The organism is Pseudonocardia hierapolitana, assembly GCF_007994075.1.
In the GTDB taxonomy this organism is placed as follows: Bacteria; Actinomycetota; Actinomycetes; order Mycobacteriales; family Pseudonocardiaceae; genus Pseudonocardia; species Pseudonocardia hierapolitana.
The window spans coordinates 4541517-4562065 of sequence record NZ_VIWU01000001.1; the positions used below are offsets into that span (position 1 = coordinate 4541517).

Genomic DNA, 20549 nt, shown 5'->3' on the forward strand with positions numbered 1-20549 from the left:
CCACACACCGCACCTCATCGGCGGGCGTACAACGTGCGGACGAGGTCCTCGATCGACGGCTCGACGACGGTCACGTCGCGCAGCTCCACCCGCGCCGCGACCGCGGCGATCAGCGCAGCGGCGGTGGTGTCGGCCGGGGCGAACGCCAGCCGCTGGCGCAGGCCGCCTGCTTCGACGCGGACGTCGCGGACGCCTGACAGGCCGTTCAGCGGCGCGGCCGGCTCGGTCAGCTCCACGACGACCTCGCGCGCACCGCCGGAGCGGGCGCGCAGCGCGTCGATCGTGTCGTCGGCCACGACCCGCCCCTGATCGATCACGACGACGCGCCGGCAGAGCCGCTCGACGTCCGGCAGGTCGTGCGTGGTGAGCAGGATCGTCATGCCGTCGACGACGTTGACCTCCTGCAGGAACGCGCGGAGCCGCTCCTTGCTCACCAGGTCGAGCCCGACGGTCGGCTCGTCGAGCACCAGCAACCGCGGGCCGTGCAGCAGGGCGGCGGTCACCTCGCCGCGCATCCGCTGGCCCAGCGACAGCTGCCGCACCGGGACGTCGAGGAACGGGGCGAGCTCCAGCACCTCCACGCATCGCTCCAACCGTGCCCGGTGCTCTGGTCCGGGCACGCGGTGGATCGCCCCGAGCAGCTCGAAGCTGTCGCGCAGCGGGAGGTCCCACCACAGCTGGCTGCGCTGCCCGAACACCACGCCGAGCCGGCGGGCGAGTTCGCGCCGCTGCCGCGTGGGGTCCAGCCCGCAGACCCGGAGCCGGCCGGTGGTCGGGACGAGGATGCCGGTCAACATCTTGATCGTCGTCGACTTGCCGGCCCCGTTCGGGCCGAGGAAGCCCACCGCTTCGCCGGGCGCGATGCGCAGGTCGACGTCGCTCACCGCAACGACGCGGCGCCGCGCGCGGCGGCGGCCGACCGTGAACTCGCGCCGCAGGCCCTCGGTCTCGACGATGTTCTCGGCGCTCATGACCCGGCTCCCTGGTAGTGGCGGATTGCGGCGCGCCAGACGAGCGCCGCGACGAGCACGGCGACGACGGCGACGAGCGGTGCGGCGTAGCGCAGGGCGTGCGGCAGGCCGAGCGGGTCGGGCCGGTCCAGGAGCGCGAGGGCGGGGAAGTAGGCGACGAACGCCGATGGCACCGCGTAGCAGAGCAGGCGGCGCAGCCACGGTCCGAACACGGTGATCGGGTACGCCGTGGTGAGCTGGGAGCCGTAGGTGAATGCGTTCGCCACCTCGCGCCCCTCGACCACCCAGAACGACACCGAGCAGGTGGCCACCCAGATCGCGCTGGTGATCGTCGCGCCGACCAGCGGGGTGCACAGGACTAGGAGCGCGTTCTGCGGCGTGGGTTCCACCTCGCCATGGGCCAGGACGACGGCCAGCACGATCGCGCCGACCGCCGCGCGGCCGAGGCGGCGCAGCTGCAGATCGCTCGTCATGAGCTGGGGGAGCAGGCCGAGGGGCCGGGCGAGCAGGACGTCGAGCTCGCCGGTGCGGATCCAGCGGGGCAGGTCGTCGAGCTGGCCGACGGCGAGGTCGGCGAGGCCGAACGAGATCCCGGCGAACCCGTAGATCAGCAGCACCTCGTCGCGGTTGAAGCCGCCGAGCGACTCGACCTGCGCGAACACGATGAGGATCACGGCGAGCTCGTTGGCCTGGGCGATCGCCTGCCCGAGCGCGTCGAGACCGAACGAGACGGGATAGGCGAGCTGGCTGCGTACCCGCGAGCCGAGGATGCGCAGGTGGACGCCGAGATCAGCCACCCTGCACCACCAGCTTCCGGGTCGCCCGTACGAGGAGCAGCTGCCCGGCGGCCAGCAGCAGGGCAGCCCAGAGCGCCTGGTGGGCGAGCAGGGCCGCGGTCGCTCCTCGCTCCCCGAACACGTCGATCGGCGTCTGCAGCATCGCCGGGAACGGGGTGGCGTACAGCGCGATCCGGAGGGGTTCGGGGAAGAAGGCGATCGGGACGGTCAGCCCGCACACGACCCCGGTCGCCGCCGCGTAGACCGTGACCACGCCGCGGTTGTCGAGGAGCCAGAACGCCGTCAGGTCGAGCAGGAAGCGCGCCGCGAAGCTGACCACCACCGCGAGCACCGTCGACACCACGAACAGCAGCACCGTCCACGGGCTCTGCGGCCACCGGAACGGCAGGACCAGCGCGCCGAACAGCACCGGCGGTGCGAACCGGATCAGCATGGCGTGCCCGGCCCGCCCGACGTCCTGCGCCAGCAGCGCGGGCTGGAGGTTCCATGGCCGCCCGAGGTCGATGGCGACGTCGCCGGAGCGAACGCGCTGGGCGAGCTCCCGGTCCGGCCAGATCATGACGACCGCGAGCAGGCCCTGGCCCAGCCAGACGAACGTGCCGGTGTCGGCGGCGTCGTAGCCGGCCGCGCTGCCGGTCTGCCCGACGACGGCGAGCAGCACGGCCACCCGCAGGAGGCCGAACACGGTGTTGGTGAACAGGCCTGCGATGCTCGCCGCGAGGTAGGTGGAGTGGCGCCGGAAGCCCGCCCTGACCAGGTGGAGGTAGGGCCTGAGCACGTCTGTCCACGCTAGGCCCGGGCGCAACCGGTTTTCCCACGTCTCATCGCTGTCGTCACCGGCTGGCTGTCTCAGGGCCTCCTGCTCAGGGCCTCCTGGCGGCGCCGCGCATCGTGCGGGGCCGCCCCTCCCAGCTCAAGGGCGCCTGCGGCGTCGCTGCGCGATCGCTTCGCGACCCTTGACCTGCGAGCCTCTGCGGCCCCTCGGGCATGCGGTGCGGGCAGGCCGGGGCCTGCCCGGTGGGGCGCGCGGCGCCGCCAGGAGGCGGTCCCGCGCATGATCAGCAGGTGGGATCCGTGCTGCACAGACGATCAAGGTCAGATGGTCGCGATCAAGGGCTGATGGCCGCTGTTGAAGATCAACTAGCGACCATCTCGCCTTGATCGGCGATCAGGCCTCGGTGGCGCGGCCGTTTCTCGCCAGGAGCGGCTCGTGTCCGTCAGCAGCTGCGCATGATGCGGCTGACCTGCTCCTCGGTGAGGGCCGGGACGGGCAGCGGATGGGCGGCCCCTGCGCGGAGGCCGTCGAGGACGAACCCGAGGTGTCGGCGCCATGCCTGCGGATCGACGTCGCCGGTGGCCTCGATGGTCCGGGTGATCGCCCAGGTCACGAAGGCCATGTCGGCCAGCACGAAGTCCGGCCGCAGCTCGCCGCTGCGCTTCGCGCGCTCGACGATCTCGGTCATCAGCTCGTGGCCGCGCACGTGGTCGGGGGTCGGCGCGGCCTGCGGGATGCTGCGGGCGGACAGGTCGTTGTAGCCGCGGTCGGCGGCCTGCATCCGGCAGACCTGCTCCACGAAGTGGACGAAGCCGGCCCACGCGTCGTCCATCGCGAGCGCGTGCTCGGCGACCTCGATCAGCGTCTCGCGACGGTCGGCGAACACCGCGTCCACCAGGTCGGTCCTGGTCGGGAAGCGGTTGTAGAGCGTCCCGATGCTCACGCCCGCCCTCCGGGCGACCTCGTCGAGGGCCACGTCGAGGCCGCGCTCGGCGAACACCGCGCGCGCGGCCTCGACGAGCCGTGCGCGGTTGCGCTGGGCGTCCTTGCGCAGGGGCATGTTCCATCCAGGAAGTTGACGATGTCCTCAGGTTACCGGTATGAAGTTGAGCATGACCTCAACTTCGCGCAAGGTGATCGCGGTCCTCGGCGTGGGACCGGGGCTGGGGATGTCGGTGGCCCGGCGGTTCAGGCGGGAGGGCTTCGCCGTTGCGCTCGTGTCGCGCACCGATGTGCGGCACGCCGGGTACCGGGCCGAGCTCGCGGCCGACGGTGTGGAGTCCCGCAGCTACGCGGCCGACGTCACCGACCCGCAGCAGGTCCGGGACGTGCTGACGCGGATCGCCGCCGACCTGGGGGACATCGACACCGTGTACTACGGCCCGGCCGCGGCGGATCTCGGAGCGCGGATCGTCCCGCTCCCGGATGCTGACGCTGCCGCCGTGCGGGCGCCGTTCGAGTCCGCCGTGCTCCCCGCCGTCGGCGTCGTGACCGCCGTGTTGCCGCGGATGCTGGAGCGCGGCGACGGCGCCCTGTTCTTCGGCGGCGGGTTGAGCGGCCTGCGGCCGATGCCGATGCTGGGCAACCTCGCACCCGCGTCCGCCGCCCTGCGCATGTACGTCCTGACGCTCGCCGCGGCCGTCAAGGAGCACGGGGTGTACGCGGCGACCCTCACGATCGGCGGGTTGATCGAACGCGGCGACATCCACCGCACGATGGTCGAGCAGGGCATGCCGCTGCCCACGCTCGACCCCGACGAGATCGCCGACACCGCGTGGCACATGTACGTCGCCCGCGACGAGGCGGAGGCGGTGTTCGACGCGTTGACCCCGGCGGCGTGAGCCGGCCGCGGTACAGGAAAGCCACTTTCCGGGCCTGCACGGCCCTGAAAGTGGCTTTCCTGAACTTCCGCGGCCTCAGAACTCCGCGAGCGCCGCGTTGAACGTCGCGCTGGGGCGCATCACCTCGTCGGCCTTGGCCTTGTCGACGAAGTAGTAGCCGCCCAGCTCGACCGGCTCGCCCTGAACGCCGTTCAGCTCGCCGACGATCTTCTCCTCGTCCGCCGCGAGCCGCTCGGCGAGCGGGGCGAAGATCCCCGCCAGCTCGGCGTCCTCGGTCTGGCGGGACAGGGCCTGGGCCCAGTAGAGGGCCAGGTAGAAGTGACTGCCGCGGTTGTCGAGCTCGCCCGCCCGCCTGGACGGGGACTTCCCGGTCTCCAGCAGCGTGCCGGTCGCGTCGTCGAGGGCCTTGCCGAGCACCGCGGCGCGCGGGTTGCCGGTCTTCTCGGCGAGGAACTCGAACGAGACGGCCAGCGCGAGGAACTCGCCGAGGGAGTCCCACCGCAGGTGGTTCTCGCGGACGAGCTGCTGGACGTGCTTGGGGGCCGAGCCGCCCGCGCCCGTCTCGAACAGCCCGCCGCCGTTCATCAGCGGCACGATCGAGAGCATCTTGGCGCTCGTGCCCAGCTCCATGATCGGGAACAGGTCGGTGAGGTAGTCACGCAGGACGTTGCCGGTGACGGAGATCGTGTCCTCGCCGCGCTTGGCGCGCTCGAGCGTGTACCGGGTGGCCTCGGCCACCGGGAGGATCTCGATCGTCAGACCGTCGGTGTCCTCCTCGGCGAGGTACGCGCGCACCTTCTCGATCACCTGGGCGTCGTGGGCGCGGGTCTCGTCGAGCCAGAACACAGCCGGCCAGCCGGTGGCACGGGCGCGCGAGACGGCCAGCTGCACCCAGTTGTGGATCGGGGCGTCCTTCGTCTGGCAGGCGCGCCAGATGTCACCCGCGGCGACCTCGTGCTCGAGCAGCGTGGTGCCGGTGCCGTCCACCACGCGGACGGTGCCGGGCGCGCTGATCTCGAACGTCTTGTCGTGGCTGCCGTACTCCTCGGCCTTCTGCGCCATCAGGCCCACGTTCGGCACGGTGCCCATCGTGGTGGGGTCGAACGCGCCGTGCTCGCGGCAGAAGGCGACGGCCTCGGCGTAGAGCGCCGCGTAGGACGAGTCCGGGATCACGAACTTCGTGTCCTGCAGCTCGCCCTTCGCGTTCCACATCTGCCCGGACGAGCGGATCGCGGCCGGCATCGAGGCGTCGATGATGACGTCGCTCGGCACGTGCAGGTTGGTGATGCCGCGGTCGGAGTCGACCATCGCGAGCCCGGGGCCGCTGTCGTAGGTGGCGGTGATCGCGTTCTCGATCGCATCCCGCTTCCCGGCGGGGAGCTTCTCGAGCGCCGTCAGCAGACTCGCGACGCCGTTGTCCGGGTCGGCACCCACGCTCGCGAGCTCGTCGCCGTACTGCGCGAAGACGTCGGCGAAGTAGGTCTGCACCGCGTGCCCGAACAGGACCGGGTCGGAGACCTTCATCATCGTGGCCTTGAGGTGCACCGAGAACAGCACGCCCTTGGCCTTGGCGTCGGCGACCTGCTCGGCGAGGAACGCGCGCAGCGCCTCGACCCGCATGACGGCGGCGTCGACCACCTCGCCCGCCTGCACCGGCACCGACGGCTTGAGCACGGTGACGGCGCCGTCCTCGGCCACGTGCTCGATGCGCAGCTCGCCTGCCTCGGAAACGGTGACCGAGCGCTCGGAGTGCCGGAAGTCGCCGTCCGACATCGTGGCGACGTGCGAGGTGGAGTCGGCCGACCACGCGCCCATCGAGTGCGGGTGCTTCTTCGCGTAGTTCTTGACCGACGCGGGCGCCCTGCGGTCGGAGTTGCCCTCGCGCAGCACCGGGTTCACCGCGCTGCCCTTCACCGCGTCGTACGCGGCACGCGCGGCGCGCTCCTCGTCGGTGCTCGGGTCGTCCGGGAAGTCCGGCACGGTGTAGCCGGCGGCCTGCAGCTCCTTGATCGCGGCCTTGAGCTGCGGGATCGAGGCGCTGATGTTGGGCAGCTTGATGATGTTGGCGGCCGGGGTCTTGGCGAGCTCGCCGAGCTCGGCGAGCGAGTCGGGCGCCAGGTCGAACGCGGCGAGGATGCGCCCGGCGAGGGAGATGTCGCGGGTCTCGACCTCGACGCCCGCCTTGCCGGCGTACGCCTCGATGATCGGCAGGAACGAGTGCGTGGCCAGCGCGGGCGCCTCGTCGGTGTAGGTGTAGATGACCTTCATCTTCTGCTTCGGCCTGCCTCGGGACGGGTGGTCGGACCCGGACACGCTATCCCGAACCGGGAGTGGACCGCGTCATGAGGCGCGGGAGGCCACATGCCCGCTACCGTGGGTTTCCACACGTTCTCGGGGAGGCACGGTCGTGGCCAGGATCACGGTTCCCAAGCTGGAGGCCTCCACCTTCAAGGGGTGGACGTTCGTGCTGGTCGCGGGCGTGGTGCTGGCGCTCCTCGCGATCGTCGACCGGGGCGGGCTCGGCGCGACCACGGTCGCCAACGGCTCCACCGGCTGCCAGCTGGAAGTGGTGGCCGACGAGCTGAACGTCCGCAACGGGCCGAGCCCGGGTGCCGCGTCCGTCGAGACGCTGACGCGGGGCATGCGCGTCGACGGCACGAAGGTTGTCACGGACGGATTCCGGGAGCTGGAGGCGGGCCGGTGGGCGGCCGACCAGTTCCTGGCCCCGCTGCCGGGTTCGGACTGTGCCTGAGCGATGATCATGGTCCGCCCGTCGATCGGTGACCCTTCATGACCGGACTCAGCCCCACCCGGGTCATCGGCGGGCGGTACGTCGTGCTGGGGGACATCGGCAGCGCGGGCGCGGGCGTGGTGTGGCGTGCCGCCGACCGCGTGACGGGCCGGTCGGTGGCGGTGGCGGAACTGCACCTGCCCCCCGATCCCGACGAGCGGCGGATCGTGCGCGAGCGGTTGCTGCGGGTGGCGCGTGCAGCGGGTCGGCTCGACCACGCCGCGTTCGTCGCCATCCACGACGTCGTCACCGACGGCGACGTCGACCACATCGTGACCGAGCTCGTCGACGCGTCGACACTCGCCGAGCGCGTGGCGGGCGACGGGCCGCTGGACGAGCGCGCGGCGTCCGCGATGGCGCGCCAGCTGGCAGCCGCGCTGCACGCGGCTCACGGCGCGGGGATCGTGCACGGGGACATCACCCCGCACACCGTGCTGCTCGGAGCGGACGGGAAGGTGCTCCTCGCCGGTGTCGGCGTCGCCGAGGCGGTCGACCCGCTGCGCACGACCCGCGATCCGCATTTCCTGGCTCCGGAGTTGCGCGACGGCGCGCCGGCAACCCCGGAATCGGACCTGTGGGCGTTCGGCGCCACGCTGCACGTCGCGCTGCTCGGCCGCCCGCCCGCCGACGGCGTCGTGCCGGAGTTCGGGGGCGGCGTGCTGGGGAGCACCCTCGCCGGGCTGCTGCAGCCGGCGCCGCGGGACCGGCCGGCGGCCCAGCACGTGGTCGGTGCGCTCGACGCCGCGCGGATGTTGGCAGGCGCGGCCCCCCGCGGCGGGCGCCGCTGGTGGTTCGCGGTCACGGGAGTGGTGGTCGGCCTCCTGGTCGGGCTGGCCGCCGGGTTCGCGCTCGCGACGCCGCGGATCCAGGCGCTCACCTACGGGCCGGACGGCGACGTGCGGCTCTCCGGTCCGGCCGCGTGCCTCGACGCGGCGCCGGCTCCCGGTGCCGTGATCAGCGGTGCGGACTGTGCCGGTCCGCACGGCGCCGAGATCGTCGCGTCCCTCCAGCTGTCCGGCGAACGCTTCCCCGGCCGCGACGCGCTCGTCGGGCTCGCGGCGGGGGCGTGCACACCGGCGTTCGACGCCGTGGTCGAGCGGCCCCGGCGGGCGAGCCTGGAACTCGTTGCGCTGGTCCCCACTCAGGCGGCGTTCGATGCCGGTGAGCGGATCGTGCACTGCGTGGCGCGCTCCCCCGGGAAAGTGGGATGACGCGCGTGGTCTGATTCTCAGGGTGAGCACCGCGACCCACCGCAACATCGACCTCGTGGTCGCCGCCCTCACCGCGGGCGGCGCCGACCCCTCCCGGGTGGCGCGCCTGCAGGTGCTGCCCGACGCCGTCACGACCGCCGCGGCCGCGGCGGCCGCACTGGGCGTCGAGGTGGGGCAGATCGCGAACTCGCTGGTCTTCGACGCCGACGGCGACCCGCTGCTCGTGCTGACCTCCGGCGCGCACCGGGTGGACACCGCGAAGGTCGCCCAGCTGATCGGCGCGCAGCGCGTACGGCGGGCCTCGCCGGAGTTCGTCCGGGCCGCCACCGGGCAGGCGATCGGCGGCGTGGCCCCCGTCGGGCACCCGCAACCGCTGCGCACGCTGGTCGACCGGGCGCTCGAGGCCTACGACGAGGTGTGGGCGGCCGGCGGGATCCCGCACGCTGTCTTTCCCACTACGTACGGCGAGTTGGTGGCGGTCACGGGCGGCACGCCGGCGGACGTGGCGTAGCGAGATCCGTTCTCAGCTCGGCCAGACCTACGTGTGCCACCGCCATCCACCGGCGTCGTGGACGCTCAGCTCGCCGTGCTCGGAGAAGAGGACGGGAAGGTCCGTCGGTCGGTCGCGGAGCTCGGCGTCGAGGAAGCCGATCGTCACCTCGGTGATGATGCGGTTGCCTTCGGTGCGCCCGAGGGAGCCGACCAGCGACGGCACCGGCGGCATCCACAGGGGCGCGTCGGTGAAGGTCGGGTGGGCGGTGCCGGGGATGGTGAGCATGTAGCCGGTCGTCGTGGTGCGCTCGAGCGCCCCCGCCAGATGGGGGAGGTAGGTGGGGTTGTCCTCGAGCCCGATCTGGCTGGTCAGCGCCAGCGCCGGCTGGTCGTACGGTCCGGGATGGGCGTCGTACGGACGGCCGTCGAGGGCGACCACCGCGGAGAAGCGCTCATCGCTGCGGGCTGCCTGGAAGGCGCCGCCCACGCCGGCCGACATGCCGACGACCGCGGCGCGGCCGGTGTCCAGCCGACCGGCGAGGACGCTCCCCACCTCGCCGTTGTCGAGGCGGCCGAGGTGGGTGAGGGCCGAACGGAGATCGCCGGCCTTCACCGCCGCCAACTCCTCGCTCAACCGGAAGGCCTCGGCCTCGGAGCTGACGGAGTGCTCCGCCCTGCGAACCGTCCGGCCGTCGGCGAACACGACCGCGGTCGAGTCGTAGGGGTGGTCGAGCGCGGCGACCACGTAGCCGTGGCTGGCCAACTCCTCGGCCCATGCGGTGTTCGTGGTGCGCCCCATGCCCCCACCCGGCGAGAACAGCACCACCGGGAACCGCTCATCGCCGGAGGCGACGGGCGGTTCGGGCACCGCGTTGGTGCGGGCCACCACCTGCCCGTCGAAGAGGAACCGGGGGATCCCGAGGAAGTCTCCGACGCCCTCGGCGACGGCGTTCGCCTCGGCCTCCGAGCGGCCCAGGTAGGGCGCCCGCTCCACCTCGTCCGGGCTCGCCTCGGCCGGGTACCAGATCTGGGCCTGCACCGCACGCACGTCGTCGGGATCGGTCGTCCACGTCTCGGGCCGATCGGGATCGGTCCACTCGACGACGGTGGTGCCGACCGCGTACTCGCCGGTCGGTGTCGGGAAGTCCGGGATCGGGAAGGCGATCGCCGCGCCCACACCGGCGACGATCGCCAGGACGCCGGCCGCCGAACCCGGTCCGGCCAGCCACCAGCGGATCCGCCGGCCGTCGGGCTTCCCCATCATGGTCCGGGCTGCGATCGGCAGCGCCACCGCGACCGCCACCAGCACCGGGACCAGCTGCCAGCGAAGACCCACCACCGGGAGCACCGCCGCCGACGCCGACGACACCGCTGCGGCGCCGATCGCGACTCGGCGCCGGAACCGCGGCGGCAACCAACGGGCCGACACCAGCGCGAGTGCGCCCACCACCAGGACTGCTTCGACCGGTGTCACGCCGATTCCACTGATCATCTCGTGCAGAGAGGCGATGGTCACCGAGTTCGGGTCGGACGGCCTCGGCCACAAAGCCGGATCTTCGGCCCCCGCGTCGGCCAAAAGGCTGGTCCACCGCGCCATCCGTGATCGGGGCGGTTTCCACGGCTCCGCCGGCGAGTGAACGAGCCGGATCCTCGGTCGGCCTCATGCGGCGACCCGCAGGGGTCCGAAGTAGCGGCGCAGGGTGCGGTGCCAGGGGTTGGACGGCAGTTCGGGGTGGAGGGCGGCGATGCCGACGCAGTACTTGCTGACCGAGACGGGGCGGACGCCGAAGCGGCGCAGGATCTGGTCGGGGGCGTTGCCGCCTCCGGCGGACTTGCTCTCCACGAGTACGTGGGTGCCGGTGTCGCGGACCTCGTGGTGGGCATCGAGGCAGGACAGCGCGACGTCGCAGGTCAGTCGGACGTCGCCGGTGCGGGAGACGAAGGTGGTGCGTCGGTAGGTGGTGGCCAGGGCGGGGTGCAGGCGGAGTGGCCGGGACCAGCCGTAGGCGTCGGACAGAGCGGTGCGCAGGTGCGCCAGCGCCGCACCGGTGAGCTCGCCGCTGTGCTCGACCGGGTGCGGCACGCGTCGCTTCACCGTCTCCCCGCGGGCGCCCTCGAGCTTGACCTCGAACATGCACTGCCCGCTGTCGGTGTAGGTGCGGGTTCGGGCCTTGAACCGCTGACGGCGGCGCTGGATGTGGGAGTGGTAGCCGTCCAGGCCGGGGGTGTCGAAGTAGATCGACTCGTAGCCGAAGGTGCGCCGCCCGTCGATCTCCAGCACCTGCATCCCGGGGGCGAGTTCGGCGATCATCCGGTGGAAGATCGCGGCGGGCACGAAGTACTTGCGGTCCACGCGGGTCTGCAGTTCGGCCAGAGCCATCAGCTCTTCCAGCCCGATGGGGGCGACCATCGCGGCGGCTTCGCCCGCCGCCCGCTCGGCCGGGGTGACCCGGGTTGCCGGCGAGAATGCGCGGTAGCCGGGTGCGGCGCACGGGGTGCGGGTGTTCATCGCCGGTCCACGATGACGGTCCGCGAGTTGTCGGCGGGCTGCCCGCTGTTGGCGATCTGCCGGCCGTTCCCGGGCTGCTGACCGTTGCCGGGCTGCGGGCGGACCGCGGCCCGGCGGCCGACGGAGGGCCGCGGGTGGATGGCGGGCTGCTGGTTGATCGGGCCCTGCTGGTTGATCGCGGGCTTCTGGTTGATCGCGGGCTGCTGGTTGAGCAGGGCCTGCTGGGCGTTTGCGACCTGCTGGTTCACGGAGGGGTCGGGGGCGCGGGTGGCGGCCTGGAACCGCACGTCGACGATCATCACGTCGCGCACGTAGTCGATCTGGTCGACCACGTGGTGCATCACCCGGCCGCCCAGGCGGCGTTCGAGGTCGGCGATCAGCGCGTCGTCGTCGTGGTGCACCACGTCGAGGGTGACTTCCAGGCGCTGGGCGCGGGCACGCAACGGCCTGCTGTCCACCACCAGCATGGTCGCGACCAACAGCACGTTGATCCCCACGGCCAGGACGCGGTCGTCCAGGCTCAGTCCGTTGACCAGGCCGGCGACCAGCGCGACGAAGTAGTACGCGACCTCCTGCTGGGTCACGGTGGACGAGCGCAGCCGGATGATCGACAGGATCGCGAACAGCCCGAAGCCCAGCGCCAGGTCCACCCGCACCGTGCTCAGCAACGACATCGCCACGAAGATCCCGATGTTGAGCGTGACGTAGGCCAGCAACAGGTCGGCGCGGCGGTGGCGGCGGTAGTACAGCACGTAGGCCAGCAGGAAGATCGCGAGCAGGTCGATGCCCAGGTCGATCCCGTACTCGATGTACAACGAGACCGGAGTGCCGGGCACGGCCGTGGGTGCGGAACCGCTCCCATCGCCTCGGTTGCGGACGCGATGGTGGCGACGGACAGCATCGCCGCGATCACAAGGCCGGCGACAGCGATCGCGCGGGCACAGAACCTCGTCACTTGGTTCCCCCATCTGCAGTGCCGACAGGCACGTCCCCGTCGGTTTCACTGCTGCTCACAGGTACGTATGCCGGTAGACCCCTCCGCTTCAGGAACGGGCACGTGACCCTGATCACAGGGCGTGGTCGGGGCCGATCGATGCCCGGCCCGGCTCCGGACGCAGGCTCGGTCCCGTGCGGGCTCGCGTCGGATCAGGACCGCGAAGGGCGCTGCGAACCCACCCTGAATGATTCAGGCCGGATCGGATCGGATAGGTTGTCCCGTTTCGTTGTCGCCGAATGGACGGCGGTGGCAAGAACAGGGCGATCCTTGTCCATTCTCCGCCTTACGGCCGGGAGATCTCCGTTGATAGCGTCCGCACGCCCGGAGATCTTCCCTCCGGCCTGATTCGCGCATTCGCCGGCACCTTGGCCCGAATTTGCGCGTCAGCGGCCGATGGATGGGAACGAATCGGGTCCGAACGCATCTCGTAACAGTGGGGGGACATATGTCGATCAGGCCGAGACGTGTCGGGTTGCGGGCCGGGGCGGCCGCCGTCGCGACCGCCGTGGTGTTCGCGGGCTCGATCCTGACCACCGCGGGCACCGCCCTGGCGGATCAGCCGGTGGCGGCGGCGAGCGCAGCGTCGGCGGCCGCGACGAGCGGAGTGCTGAAGTCCGGGGAGAAGTTGGAGGGCGGCCAGGAGGTCGAGTCCGCCAACGGGACGTTCACCCTGCGCATGCAGACGGACGGGAACCTCGTTCTCCTGAACGACAAGGGTGAGGTGAAGTTCCACACGGGTACGGCTCCGAACGAGGGTGCCGTGGCCACCATGCAGACCGACGGGAACTTCACGGTCACGAAGAACGGCAAGGCGCTCTTCCACACCGGCACCACGGGCACCGGTGTGAACATGCACATCCAGAACGACGGCAATCTGACCGTCCGCACGCCCGACGGCAAGGTCCTCTGGGCGCTCAGTGACGTGAACCAGTCGAAGGCTGAGCTCCGGACCGGGCAGGCCCTGAAGGGCGGCGAGGAGCGCAGGTCGTTCAACGGCAAGAACACGCTGCGCATGCAGACGGACGGCAACCTCGTCCTGATCAACGATGCGGGCAAGGTGCTGTTCCACACCGGAACGGCCCCGAACGAGGGTGCCGTGGCCACCATGCAGACCGACGGGAACCTCACGGTCACGAAGAACGGCAAGGCGCTGTTCCACACCGGTACCACCGGCAAGAACGTGACCCTGCACGTCCAGGACGACGGCAACCTCACTCTGCGGACGCCCGACGGCAAGGTTCTCTGGGCGCTCAGTGACGTGAACCAGTCGAAGGCCGAGCTCCGGACCGGGCAGGCACTGAAGGGCGGCGAGGAGCGCAAGTCGTTCAACGGCAAGAACACGCTGCGCATGCAGACGGACGGGAACCTGGTCCTGACCAACGCCGCGGGCAAGGTGTTGTGGCACACGGCTACGGCCCCGAACGCGGGCGCCGTGGCCACGATGCAGGCCGACGGGAACCTCACGGTCACGAAGAACGGCAAGGCGCTGTTCCACACCGGTACCAAGGGCAAGAACGTGACCCTGCACGTTCAGGACGACGAGAACCTGACCCTCCGCACGCCCGACGGAAAGGTCCTCTGGGCCCGGCGGTAGCAGGTACGCCTTGAAATCGTTCACCAACGTAACGGAGCTGCGGTGACTGCTTTCCTGAGGATGACCTTCGCCGGCATGGCTGTGGTCGCGCTGTCGTCCATCCTGTCGGTCGCGACGAGCACGGTGGAGCCGGCGCGGGCGGCGGAGCCTGCGACCCTGCTGCGGGTCCTCGACACCCCGCCGGAGCCGGATGCACCCGTACCGCCGTCGTCCGAGGACGACCGCGCCGGGACTCGCGAACCGAGCCAGGCCCCGGACGACGACTCGGACGAGGACTCGGCGACGGCCGGCAGCTGCGCGGAGGTCAGTGGTGGCCGGCTCGAGTGCATTCGCCGGTGGTGGCCCGGCGGCACCCCGGATCCCGGCGAGAGCACCACCGACATCGGGAGCCTGGAATACGTCGAGGGCAAATCCTGGACGATCTTCGCGGCCTGCGACTTCAACCGGGACGGCACATCGATCGGCATTCAGATCGACCCCACGGACGGTAGGGACGACTTCTACACCCGGCGTCCGGCGACCCCGTCCTGTCGGGGCGAGACCGAGTCCAGGACGATCCACCGGTTCCGATTCGTCGCTGTCGACGGGTCGGGAACCCCGGTGGGGACCCCGACCGCCTGGGAGACGCCGCCTCGGGGATCGGGGCCGGCATGAATGACACCGGCGCGACGCGGGTCGTTAAGGGAGGCTAACCTCAGGCACTGTGCCTGCCGTTCCCCGCCTCCTCGGTCACCTCAGCCGCCGCCAGTTGCTCGCCGGCGTCGGAGCACTCGGGGCCGCGGGCCTGCTGACCGCCTGCGGGGGCGGTTCCACGCCGCCGCCGCCGGCGGCCGGGCCGGCCCCGGCGGGCGCGTTCCCGCTCACCGTCGAGCACAGCAAGGGCGCCACCGAGATCAAGAGCGCCCCGCAGCGGGTCGTCACGGTCGGGTTCAGCGACCAGGACCCGGTGCTCGCGATGGGTGTCCGGCCGGTGGCCGTCACGGACTGGTACGGCGACCACCCGTACGCCACCTGGCCGTGGGCGCAGGACGAGCTCGGCGACGCGCAGCCGGTGGTGCTGAACCGGGGCGCGTTCACCGGCACCCCCGACTACCGGTACGAGGAGATCGCCGCGCTCTCCCCGGACCTGATCGTCGGGCTCTACACGTCGATGGACGACACGCAGTACCAGACGCTCTCGCGGATCGCCCCCACCGTCGCCCCGCCTGCCGGCTACCCGGAGTGGGGTGCGCCGTGGGACGAGTACACCCGTCTCGCCGGCCGCGCGCTCGGTGTCCCGGACCGGGCCGAGCAGCTGATCACCGGCGTCAACGCGCAGCTCGAGGCGGCGGCCGCCGCGAATCCGCGGTTCGAGGGGCGCACGGCCGTGGTCGCGGAGCGGTTCGAGGGCGGCCAATCCTTCGTCCGCTCGCCGAACGACCCGCGCTCGCAGCTGGTGGCCGCGCTCGGGTTCACGATCCCGCCCGAGATCGGCGAACTCGCAGGCGACATGGACGGCGCGACGATCAGCGACGAGCAGATGGCCCTCCTCGACCGCGACGTCCTGCTGTGGAACACCGGCTTCTCGCCGGAGGTGCGCGAGGACATCGAGCGCGCGCCGCTGTACTCGCGGCTGAACGTCGTGGAGGAGGGGCGCGCGATCTTCGTCGACGACCCGATGGTCTCCGCGGCGTGGACGTGGGGCACCGTGCTCAGCCTCCCGACCGTGATCGACGCTCTGGTCGGGAAGATCTCAGCCGTCCTGACCTGACCACGGCGCCGTCTTATTCCCAGGTGCGCTGTGATCTGTAGCGGCGCCCGGTAGGTCGACCGTGCCCGTCCGGCCGACCTACTGTTCAGGACATGGTCGAGGTGCCCCGCGAGACCGCGCCGTCCGACGCCGCCCTCCGCCGCGCGTTGCGGCGAGCCCGCGACGGCGTCACGATCGACGTCGCCGAGGCGTCCGTGCTGCTGGCCGCCCGCGGCGACGCGCTGGACGAGCTGCTCGCCGTGGCGTCCCGGGTGCGGGATGCCGGCCTGGTGGCCGAGGGGCGGCCGGGTGTGGTCACGTACTCGAAGAACGTGTTCATCCCGCTCACGCGGCTGTGTCGCGACCGCTGCCACTACTGCACGTTCGCCACCGTGCCGCACCGGCTGCCGGCCGCGTTCCTGGAGCGCGACGAGGTGCTGGAGATCGCCCGCGCCGGCGCGGCCGCCGGGTGCAAGGAGGCGCTGTTCACCCTCGGCGACCGGCCGGAGGACCGCTGGCCCGCGGCCCGGGAGTGGTTGGAGGAGCGCGGGTACGACTCCACCCTTGACTATGTCAGGGCCTCGGCGATCGCGGTGCTGGAGGAAACCGGCCTGCTGCCGCACCTCAACCCGGGCGTGTTGTCCTGGGCCGAGTTGACGCGGCTCAAGCCGGTGGCCGCGAGCATGGGGATGATGCTGGAGACCACGGCCGAGCGATTGTGGAGCGAACCCGGCGGACCGCACTTCGGCAGCCCGGACAAGGAGCCCGCGGTCCGGCTGCGCGCCATCACCGACGCCGGGCGCGTCGGCGTCCCGTACACCACGGGGATCCTGATCGGGATCGGCGAGAACCGCACCGAGCGGGCCGACTCGCTGTTCGCGATCCGCTCGGCAGCGCGGGCCCACGGGCACGTCCAGGAAGTGATCATCCAGAACTTCCGGGCCAAGCCGGACACCGCGATGGCGAAGGACCCGGACGCGGACCTGCACGACCTCGCCGCCACGATCGCCGTCGCGCGGATCGTGCTCGGCCCCAAGATGCGAATCCAGGCGCCGCCGAACCTGATCGGCGACGAGTTCGCGCTCATGCTGCGCGCCGGGATCGACGACTGGGGCGGCGTCTCGCCGGTCACCGCCGACCACGTCAGCCCGGAGATGCCGTGGCCCGCGATCGACGAGCTCGCCACCCGCTCGGCCGCGGCCGGCTTCCGGATCCGGGAGCGGCTCGCCGTGTACCCGAAGTACGTGCTGGCCGGCTCGCCGTGGATCGACTCCCGGATCTCCGTGCACATCGCCGCGCTCGCCGACCAGGAGACCGGTCTGGCAGACGAGAGCGCCGTCGTGATCGGGCGGCCGTGGCAGGAGCCGGACGGCGGGTTCGACTCCACCGGTCGGGTCGACCTGAACACGGCGATCGACAGCGAAGGTCGCACGGCCGACCGGCGCGGCGACTTCGCGTCCGTCTACGGCGACTGGGACGCGGTCGCCGAGGAGTTGGCCGCCACGCAGCGGTCGGCCCCGCAGCGGCTGGACGCCGACGTGCGCGCCGGGCTCGAGCTCGCGGCGTCGAACCCCGCGGCGCTGCTGGACCCCGCCCACGAGTCGTCGGCGATGGCCGTCCTCACCGCCGACGGACCCGCGCTGGACGAGCTGGCCCGCCTCGCCGACGCCGTGCGCGCGGACGTCGTGGGCGACGAGGTCACCTACGTCGTCAACCGCAACATCAACTTCTCGAACGTCTGCTACGTCGGCTGCCGGTTCTGCGCCTTCGCGCAGCGGGAGCGCGACACCGACGCGTTCCGGCTCTCGCTCGACGAGGTCGCCTCCCGCGCGGTCGAGGCGGCCGAGGCGGGCGCCACCGAGGTGTGCATGCAGGGCGGGATCGACCCGCAGCTGCCGGTCACCTTCTACGCCGACCTCGTGCGCGCGGTGAAGGCAGCGGTACCGGGCATGCACGTCCACGCGTTCTCGCCGATGGAGATCGTGTCCGCGTCGGCCAAGGCAGGCGTGTCGATCGAGGAGTGGCTCACCGAGCTGCGCGACGCCGGGCTGGGCTCGATCCCGGGCACCGCCGCCGAGATCCTCGACGACGAGGTCCGCTGGGTGCTCACCAAGGGCAAGCTGCCGGCCGCCCAGTGGCTGGAGGTGGTGCGCACGGCGCACCGGCTGGGGATCCCGTCGTCGTCCACGATGATGTACGGCCACGTCGACGAGCCCCGCCACTGGCTCGGGCACCTGCGCACGCTCGCCGCGCTCCAGGACGAGACCGGCGGGTTCACCGAGTTCGTGCCGCTGCCGTTCGTGCACCACAACGCGCCGATCTACCTGGCAGGCATCGCCCGCCCCGGCCCGACGGTGCGGGACAACCGGGCCGTGCACGCGTTCGCCCGGCTGGCCCTGCACGGGCGGATCGACCACATCCAGTGCTCGTGGGTGAAGCTCGGCGACGGACCCGCCGCCGACATCCTCCGCGGCGGCGCCGACGACATGGGCGGCACGCTGATGGAGGAGACCATCAGCCGGATGGCCGGGTCGGAGAACGGCTCCGCGCGCACGGTCACGGAGCTGACCGCGATCGCCACCGCGGCCGGGCGGCCGGTGCGCCAGCGCAGCACGACCTACCGGGAGCCGGTCGAGCGACTGGTGCCGGCCCAGCGGCCCGCCCCGCGCCTGCTGCCGCTGACCACGGCGTAGTGCGCGCGGTCGTCTTCGACACCGTCGGCGGGCCGCTCGAGGTCCGGGACGTGCCCGAGCCGGACTGCCCGCCGGACGGCGTGGTGCTCGACGTCCACGCCACCGGGGTGTGCCGGTCGGACTGGCACGCCTGGCGCGGGCACGACCCGGTGGCGCTGCCGCACGTGCCGGGGCACGAGTTCGCCGGCGTCGTCGCACGGGTGGGTGCGGACGTCAGGTCGTGGCGGCCGGGGGACCGGGTCACGGCGCCGTTCGTGTGCGGGTGCGGGCGGTGCGCGTACTGCCGGTCCGGCGACCCGCAGGTCTGCCCCGACCAGACCCAGCCCGGCTTCACCCACCCCGGCTCCTTCGCCGAGCAGGTGCTCGTGCGGGCCGCGGAGTTCAACCTGGTGCGGCTGCCCGACGCGATGTCGTTCGTCGCGGCCGCCGGGCTCGGCTGCCGGGTGGCCACGGCCTACCGGGCCCTCACCGCACACGGCAGGCTCGCTGCGGGGGAGTGGCTCGCCGTGCACGGCTGCGGCGGCGTGGGCCTGTCGGCCGTGCTGCTCGGGACGGCGCTGGGCGCCCGGGTGATCGCCGTGGACGTCTCGGAGGAGGCCCTTGCGCTGGCCAGGGCCCGCGGCGCAGAGGCGGTCCTCGACGCCTCCGCCCCGGACGGCGTCGAGGCCGCGATCCACGAGATCACCGGCGGAGGCGCGCACGTCTCGCTCGACGCGCTCGGCTCGCCCGCGACCGCGGCGTCCTCGGTGCTGTCGCTGCGCCGCAGGGGCCGGCACGTGCAGGTCGGCCTGCTGCTGGGCGCGTCCGCCACACCGCCGCTGCCGATGGACCGGGTGCTCGCATGGGAGCTGTCGGTCCACGGCTCGCACGGCATCGCCGCCCACGAGTACCGCGGTCTGCTCGACCTCATCACGACCGCAGGCCTCGACCCGGCGGCACTGGTCGGGCGGGTCGTCTCCCTCGAGGAGGCCGGCCCGGCGCTCGCGGCGATGGACGGCCCGACGCCCGCCGGGATGACGGTCGTCGCGCTGGAGCCCTGACCACGATCCCGGTGCACCCAGCCCGCGGGTCGCGGCCTCGGCACGCTTCACCTCGGCCGGCAGCCGCGCAGCTCAGGGGCATCGACGCCGTGCACGATCTCCTCGGCGACGAGCCGTCCGGCGACCGCCGCGAGCGTCACGCCGGAGTGCATCGCCGCCACATAGGCACCACGGACCGTGGGGAGCGGGCCGATCACCGGGTGTCCGTCGGCCGGCATCGGCCGCATCCCGACGCGCGCGCCCAGCAGCCGCACCTCCTCGCCCCCGCGGAACATCTCGGAGATCCGCCCGCGGATGCGTCCAGCGGAACGCGCCAGCTCGGCGGCCGTCGTCTCCCCGGCGTACCCGACAGCGGAGACGAGCTCGCCGTCGCGGGCAGTGCGAACTTCCACGTCCCGGGTGGCCACGACGGTCCGCACGAGATCCGGTGGACCGGCGAGCCGCAGCAGGATCGCCGGTGACGGCGCGACCGGCACCGCGACGCCCAGCGGCCCGCAGAGCACGGCGACGTCGGCGCCGTTCGCCAGCACCACGGTGCCGGATTCGAGGAGGCCGCTCGTCGTCTCGACGCCGACGACGCGGCCCCGCGCGACCCGCAGCCGGGTGGCCGCGGTGCCCGCCTCGAGCCGGCCACCCCTCGCGCGGGCAGCGGAGACCAGGGCGTCGGTGATGGCCGGCGGATCCACTGCCCCGTCGCCGGGGATGTGGACGGCCCGGGCCGGAGGTGTGCGCAGGTTCGGCTCCATGGCGGCGACCTGTTCGGCGTCCACCAGGTGCCGGCCGGGTTCGAGGTCGCCGAGCGGCTCCGGCCCACCCCACTGCAGAGAACCCCTCCAGGACACGCGCACGTCGGGGAGCTCGGCGGCCAATCGCCGGTACTCCTGCGTCGCGACGGCGCGCAGGGCGCCACCCGGGCCCGGCACCCGCTGGGAGGCGCCGATCCACCCGAACGACTCGCCGGTGGCACCCGTGCCCGGCAGCGCCTTGTCGACGATCGTCACGGTCGCTCCGAGCCGGGCCGCGTGGTAGGCCACCGACGCCCCGATGATCCCGGCGCCCACCACGACGACGTCCGCCACGGCCCGGACGGTAGGTCAGGGCTGCGGCGG

The 20549-nt window shown here is 72.4% G+C and carries 18 protein-coding genes; 9 read left to right on the top strand and 9 right to left on the bottom strand.

The annotated features are described in order from the left end of the window. Positions 1-14: 14 nt before the first annotated feature. The 4 genes from FHX44_RS21620 to FHX44_RS21635 all read right to left on the bottom strand — a co-directional run bounded on the left by FHX44_RS21620 (position 15) and on the right by FHX44_RS21635 (position 3603). Positions 15-971: an ABC transporter ATP-binding protein gene (locus tag FHX44_RS21620; protein WP_147257459.1), complete on the bottom strand. Its 957-nt coding sequence runs from the start codon at positions 969-971 to the stop codon at positions 15-17. Beyond that, positions 968-1768, bottom strand: coding sequence for an ABC transporter permease (locus FHX44_RS21625; RefSeq protein ID WP_147257460.1), 801 nt, complete (start codon positions 1766-1768; stop codon positions 968-970). The genes FHX44_RS21620 and FHX44_RS21625 overlap by 4 nt, the downstream gene beginning before the upstream one ends. Beyond that, positions 1761-2546, bottom strand: a complete 786-nt coding sequence (locus FHX44_RS21630) for an ABC transporter permease (RefSeq protein ID WP_147257461.1) — start codon at positions 2544-2546, stop codon at positions 1761-1763. The genes FHX44_RS21625 and FHX44_RS21630 overlap by 8 nt, the downstream gene beginning before the upstream one ends. A gap of 439 nt (positions 2547-2985) precedes the next feature. After that, on the bottom strand, positions 2986-3603 hold the full coding sequence (locus FHX44_RS21635; protein ID WP_147257462.1) for a TetR/AcrR family transcriptional regulator: 618 nt from the start codon (positions 3601-3603) through the stop codon (positions 2986-2988). A 52-nt stretch (positions 3604-3655) separates the two neighbouring features. Between FHX44_RS21635 and FHX44_RS21640 the strand changes: the two genes are divergently transcribed. Further along, positions 3656-4384: an SDR family NAD(P)-dependent oxidoreductase gene (locus FHX44_RS21640; protein WP_147257463.1), complete on the top strand. Its 729-nt coding sequence runs from the start codon at positions 3656-3658 to the stop codon at positions 4382-4384. A 75-nt stretch (positions 4385-4459) separates the two neighbouring features. Here the strand turns inward: FHX44_RS21640 and FHX44_RS21645 are convergent, their stop codons facing one another. After that, positions 4460-6652 carry an NADP-dependent isocitrate dehydrogenase gene (locus tag FHX44_RS21645; protein WP_147257464.1) on the bottom strand — a complete coding sequence of 731 codons (2193 nt, stop codon included), beginning with the start codon at positions 6650-6652 and terminating at the stop codon, positions 4460-4462. A 139-nt stretch (positions 6653-6791) separates the two neighbouring features. Here FHX44_RS21645 and FHX44_RS21650 point away from each other — a divergent pair, with 139 nt between their 5' ends. Genes FHX44_RS21650 through FHX44_RS21660 form a run of 3 tightly spaced genes read left to right on the top strand, consistent with a single transcriptional unit; the run spans position 6792 to position 8897 of the window. After that, a complete protein-coding gene (locus FHX44_RS21650) occupies positions 6792-7136 on the top strand; it encodes an SH3 domain-containing protein (protein WP_246170504.1) in 345 nt (114 codons plus the stop codon). Positions 7137-7174: 38 nt separating this feature from the next. After that, complete coding sequence (locus tag FHX44_RS21655; protein WP_147257465.1) at positions 7175-8386, top strand: serine/threonine-protein kinase; 1212 nt, start codon at positions 7175-7177, stop codon at positions 8384-8386. 22 nt (positions 8387-8408) lie between these two features. Continuing rightward, on the top strand, positions 8409-8897 hold the full coding sequence (locus FHX44_RS21660; RefSeq protein WP_425469147.1) for a YbaK/EbsC family protein: 489 nt from the start codon (positions 8409-8411) through the stop codon (positions 8895-8897). A 27-nt stretch (positions 8898-8924) separates the two neighbouring features. On the opposite strand, the gene FHX44_RS21665 is transcribed toward FHX44_RS21660, so the two are convergent. The 3 genes from FHX44_RS21665 to FHX44_RS21675 all read right to left on the bottom strand — a co-directional run bounded on the left by FHX44_RS21665 (position 8925) and on the right by FHX44_RS21675 (position 12223). Continuing rightward, entirely contained in the window at positions 8925-10394 is a 1470-nt protein-coding gene (locus FHX44_RS21665; protein ID WP_246170505.1) for an alpha/beta hydrolase family protein, read from the bottom strand. 144 nt (positions 10395-10538) lie between these two features. After that, entirely contained in the window at positions 10539-11387 is an 849-nt protein-coding gene (locus tag FHX44_RS21670; protein ID WP_147257468.1) for a polyphosphate polymerase domain-containing protein, read from the bottom strand. Further along, on the bottom strand, positions 11384-12223 hold the full coding sequence (locus FHX44_RS21675; RefSeq protein WP_246170506.1) for a DUF4956 domain-containing protein: 840 nt from the start codon (positions 12221-12223) through the stop codon (positions 11384-11386). The genes FHX44_RS21670 and FHX44_RS21675 overlap by 4 nt, the downstream gene beginning before the upstream one ends. A gap of 558 nt (positions 12224-12781) precedes the next feature. On the opposite strand from FHX44_RS21675, the gene FHX44_RS21680 reads away from it, so the two are divergent. From FHX44_RS21680 to FHX44_RS21700, 5 genes are all read left to right on the top strand, one after another. Beyond that, the gene (locus FHX44_RS21680; RefSeq protein ID WP_147257469.1) at positions 12782-13978 is read left to right on the top strand and encodes a hypothetical protein; all 1197 of its coding nucleotides are present in this window, start codon (positions 12782-12784) and stop codon (positions 13976-13978) included. A gap of 42 nt (positions 13979-14020) precedes the next feature. After that, entirely contained in the window at positions 14021-14632 is a 612-nt protein-coding gene (locus FHX44_RS21685; RefSeq protein ID WP_147257470.1) for a hypothetical protein, read from the top strand. Positions 14633-14681: 49 nt separating this feature from the next. Beyond that, positions 14682-15728 (top strand): iron-siderophore ABC transporter substrate-binding protein, encoded by a 1047-nt coding sequence (locus FHX44_RS21690; protein WP_212612584.1) that lies wholly within the window; start codon positions 14682-14684, stop codon positions 15726-15728. 92 nt (positions 15729-15820) lie between these two features. Then, positions 15821-18400, top strand: coding sequence for a bifunctional FO biosynthesis protein CofGH (locus tag FHX44_RS21695; protein ID WP_147257471.1), 2580 nt, complete (start codon positions 15821-15823; stop codon positions 18398-18400). Next, entirely contained in the window at positions 18400-19440 is a 1041-nt protein-coding gene (locus FHX44_RS21700; protein WP_147257472.1) for a zinc-dependent alcohol dehydrogenase family protein, read from the top strand. Before FHX44_RS21695 ends, FHX44_RS21700 begins: the two co-directional genes overlap by 1 nt. A gap of 47 nt (positions 19441-19487) precedes the next feature. On the opposite strand, the gene FHX44_RS21705 is transcribed toward FHX44_RS21700, so the two are convergent. Next, complete coding sequence (locus FHX44_RS21705) at positions 19488-20519, bottom strand: NAD(P)/FAD-dependent oxidoreductase (protein WP_147257473.1); 1032 nt, start codon at positions 20517-20519, stop codon at positions 19488-19490. Positions 20520-20549: the final 30 nt, after the last annotated feature.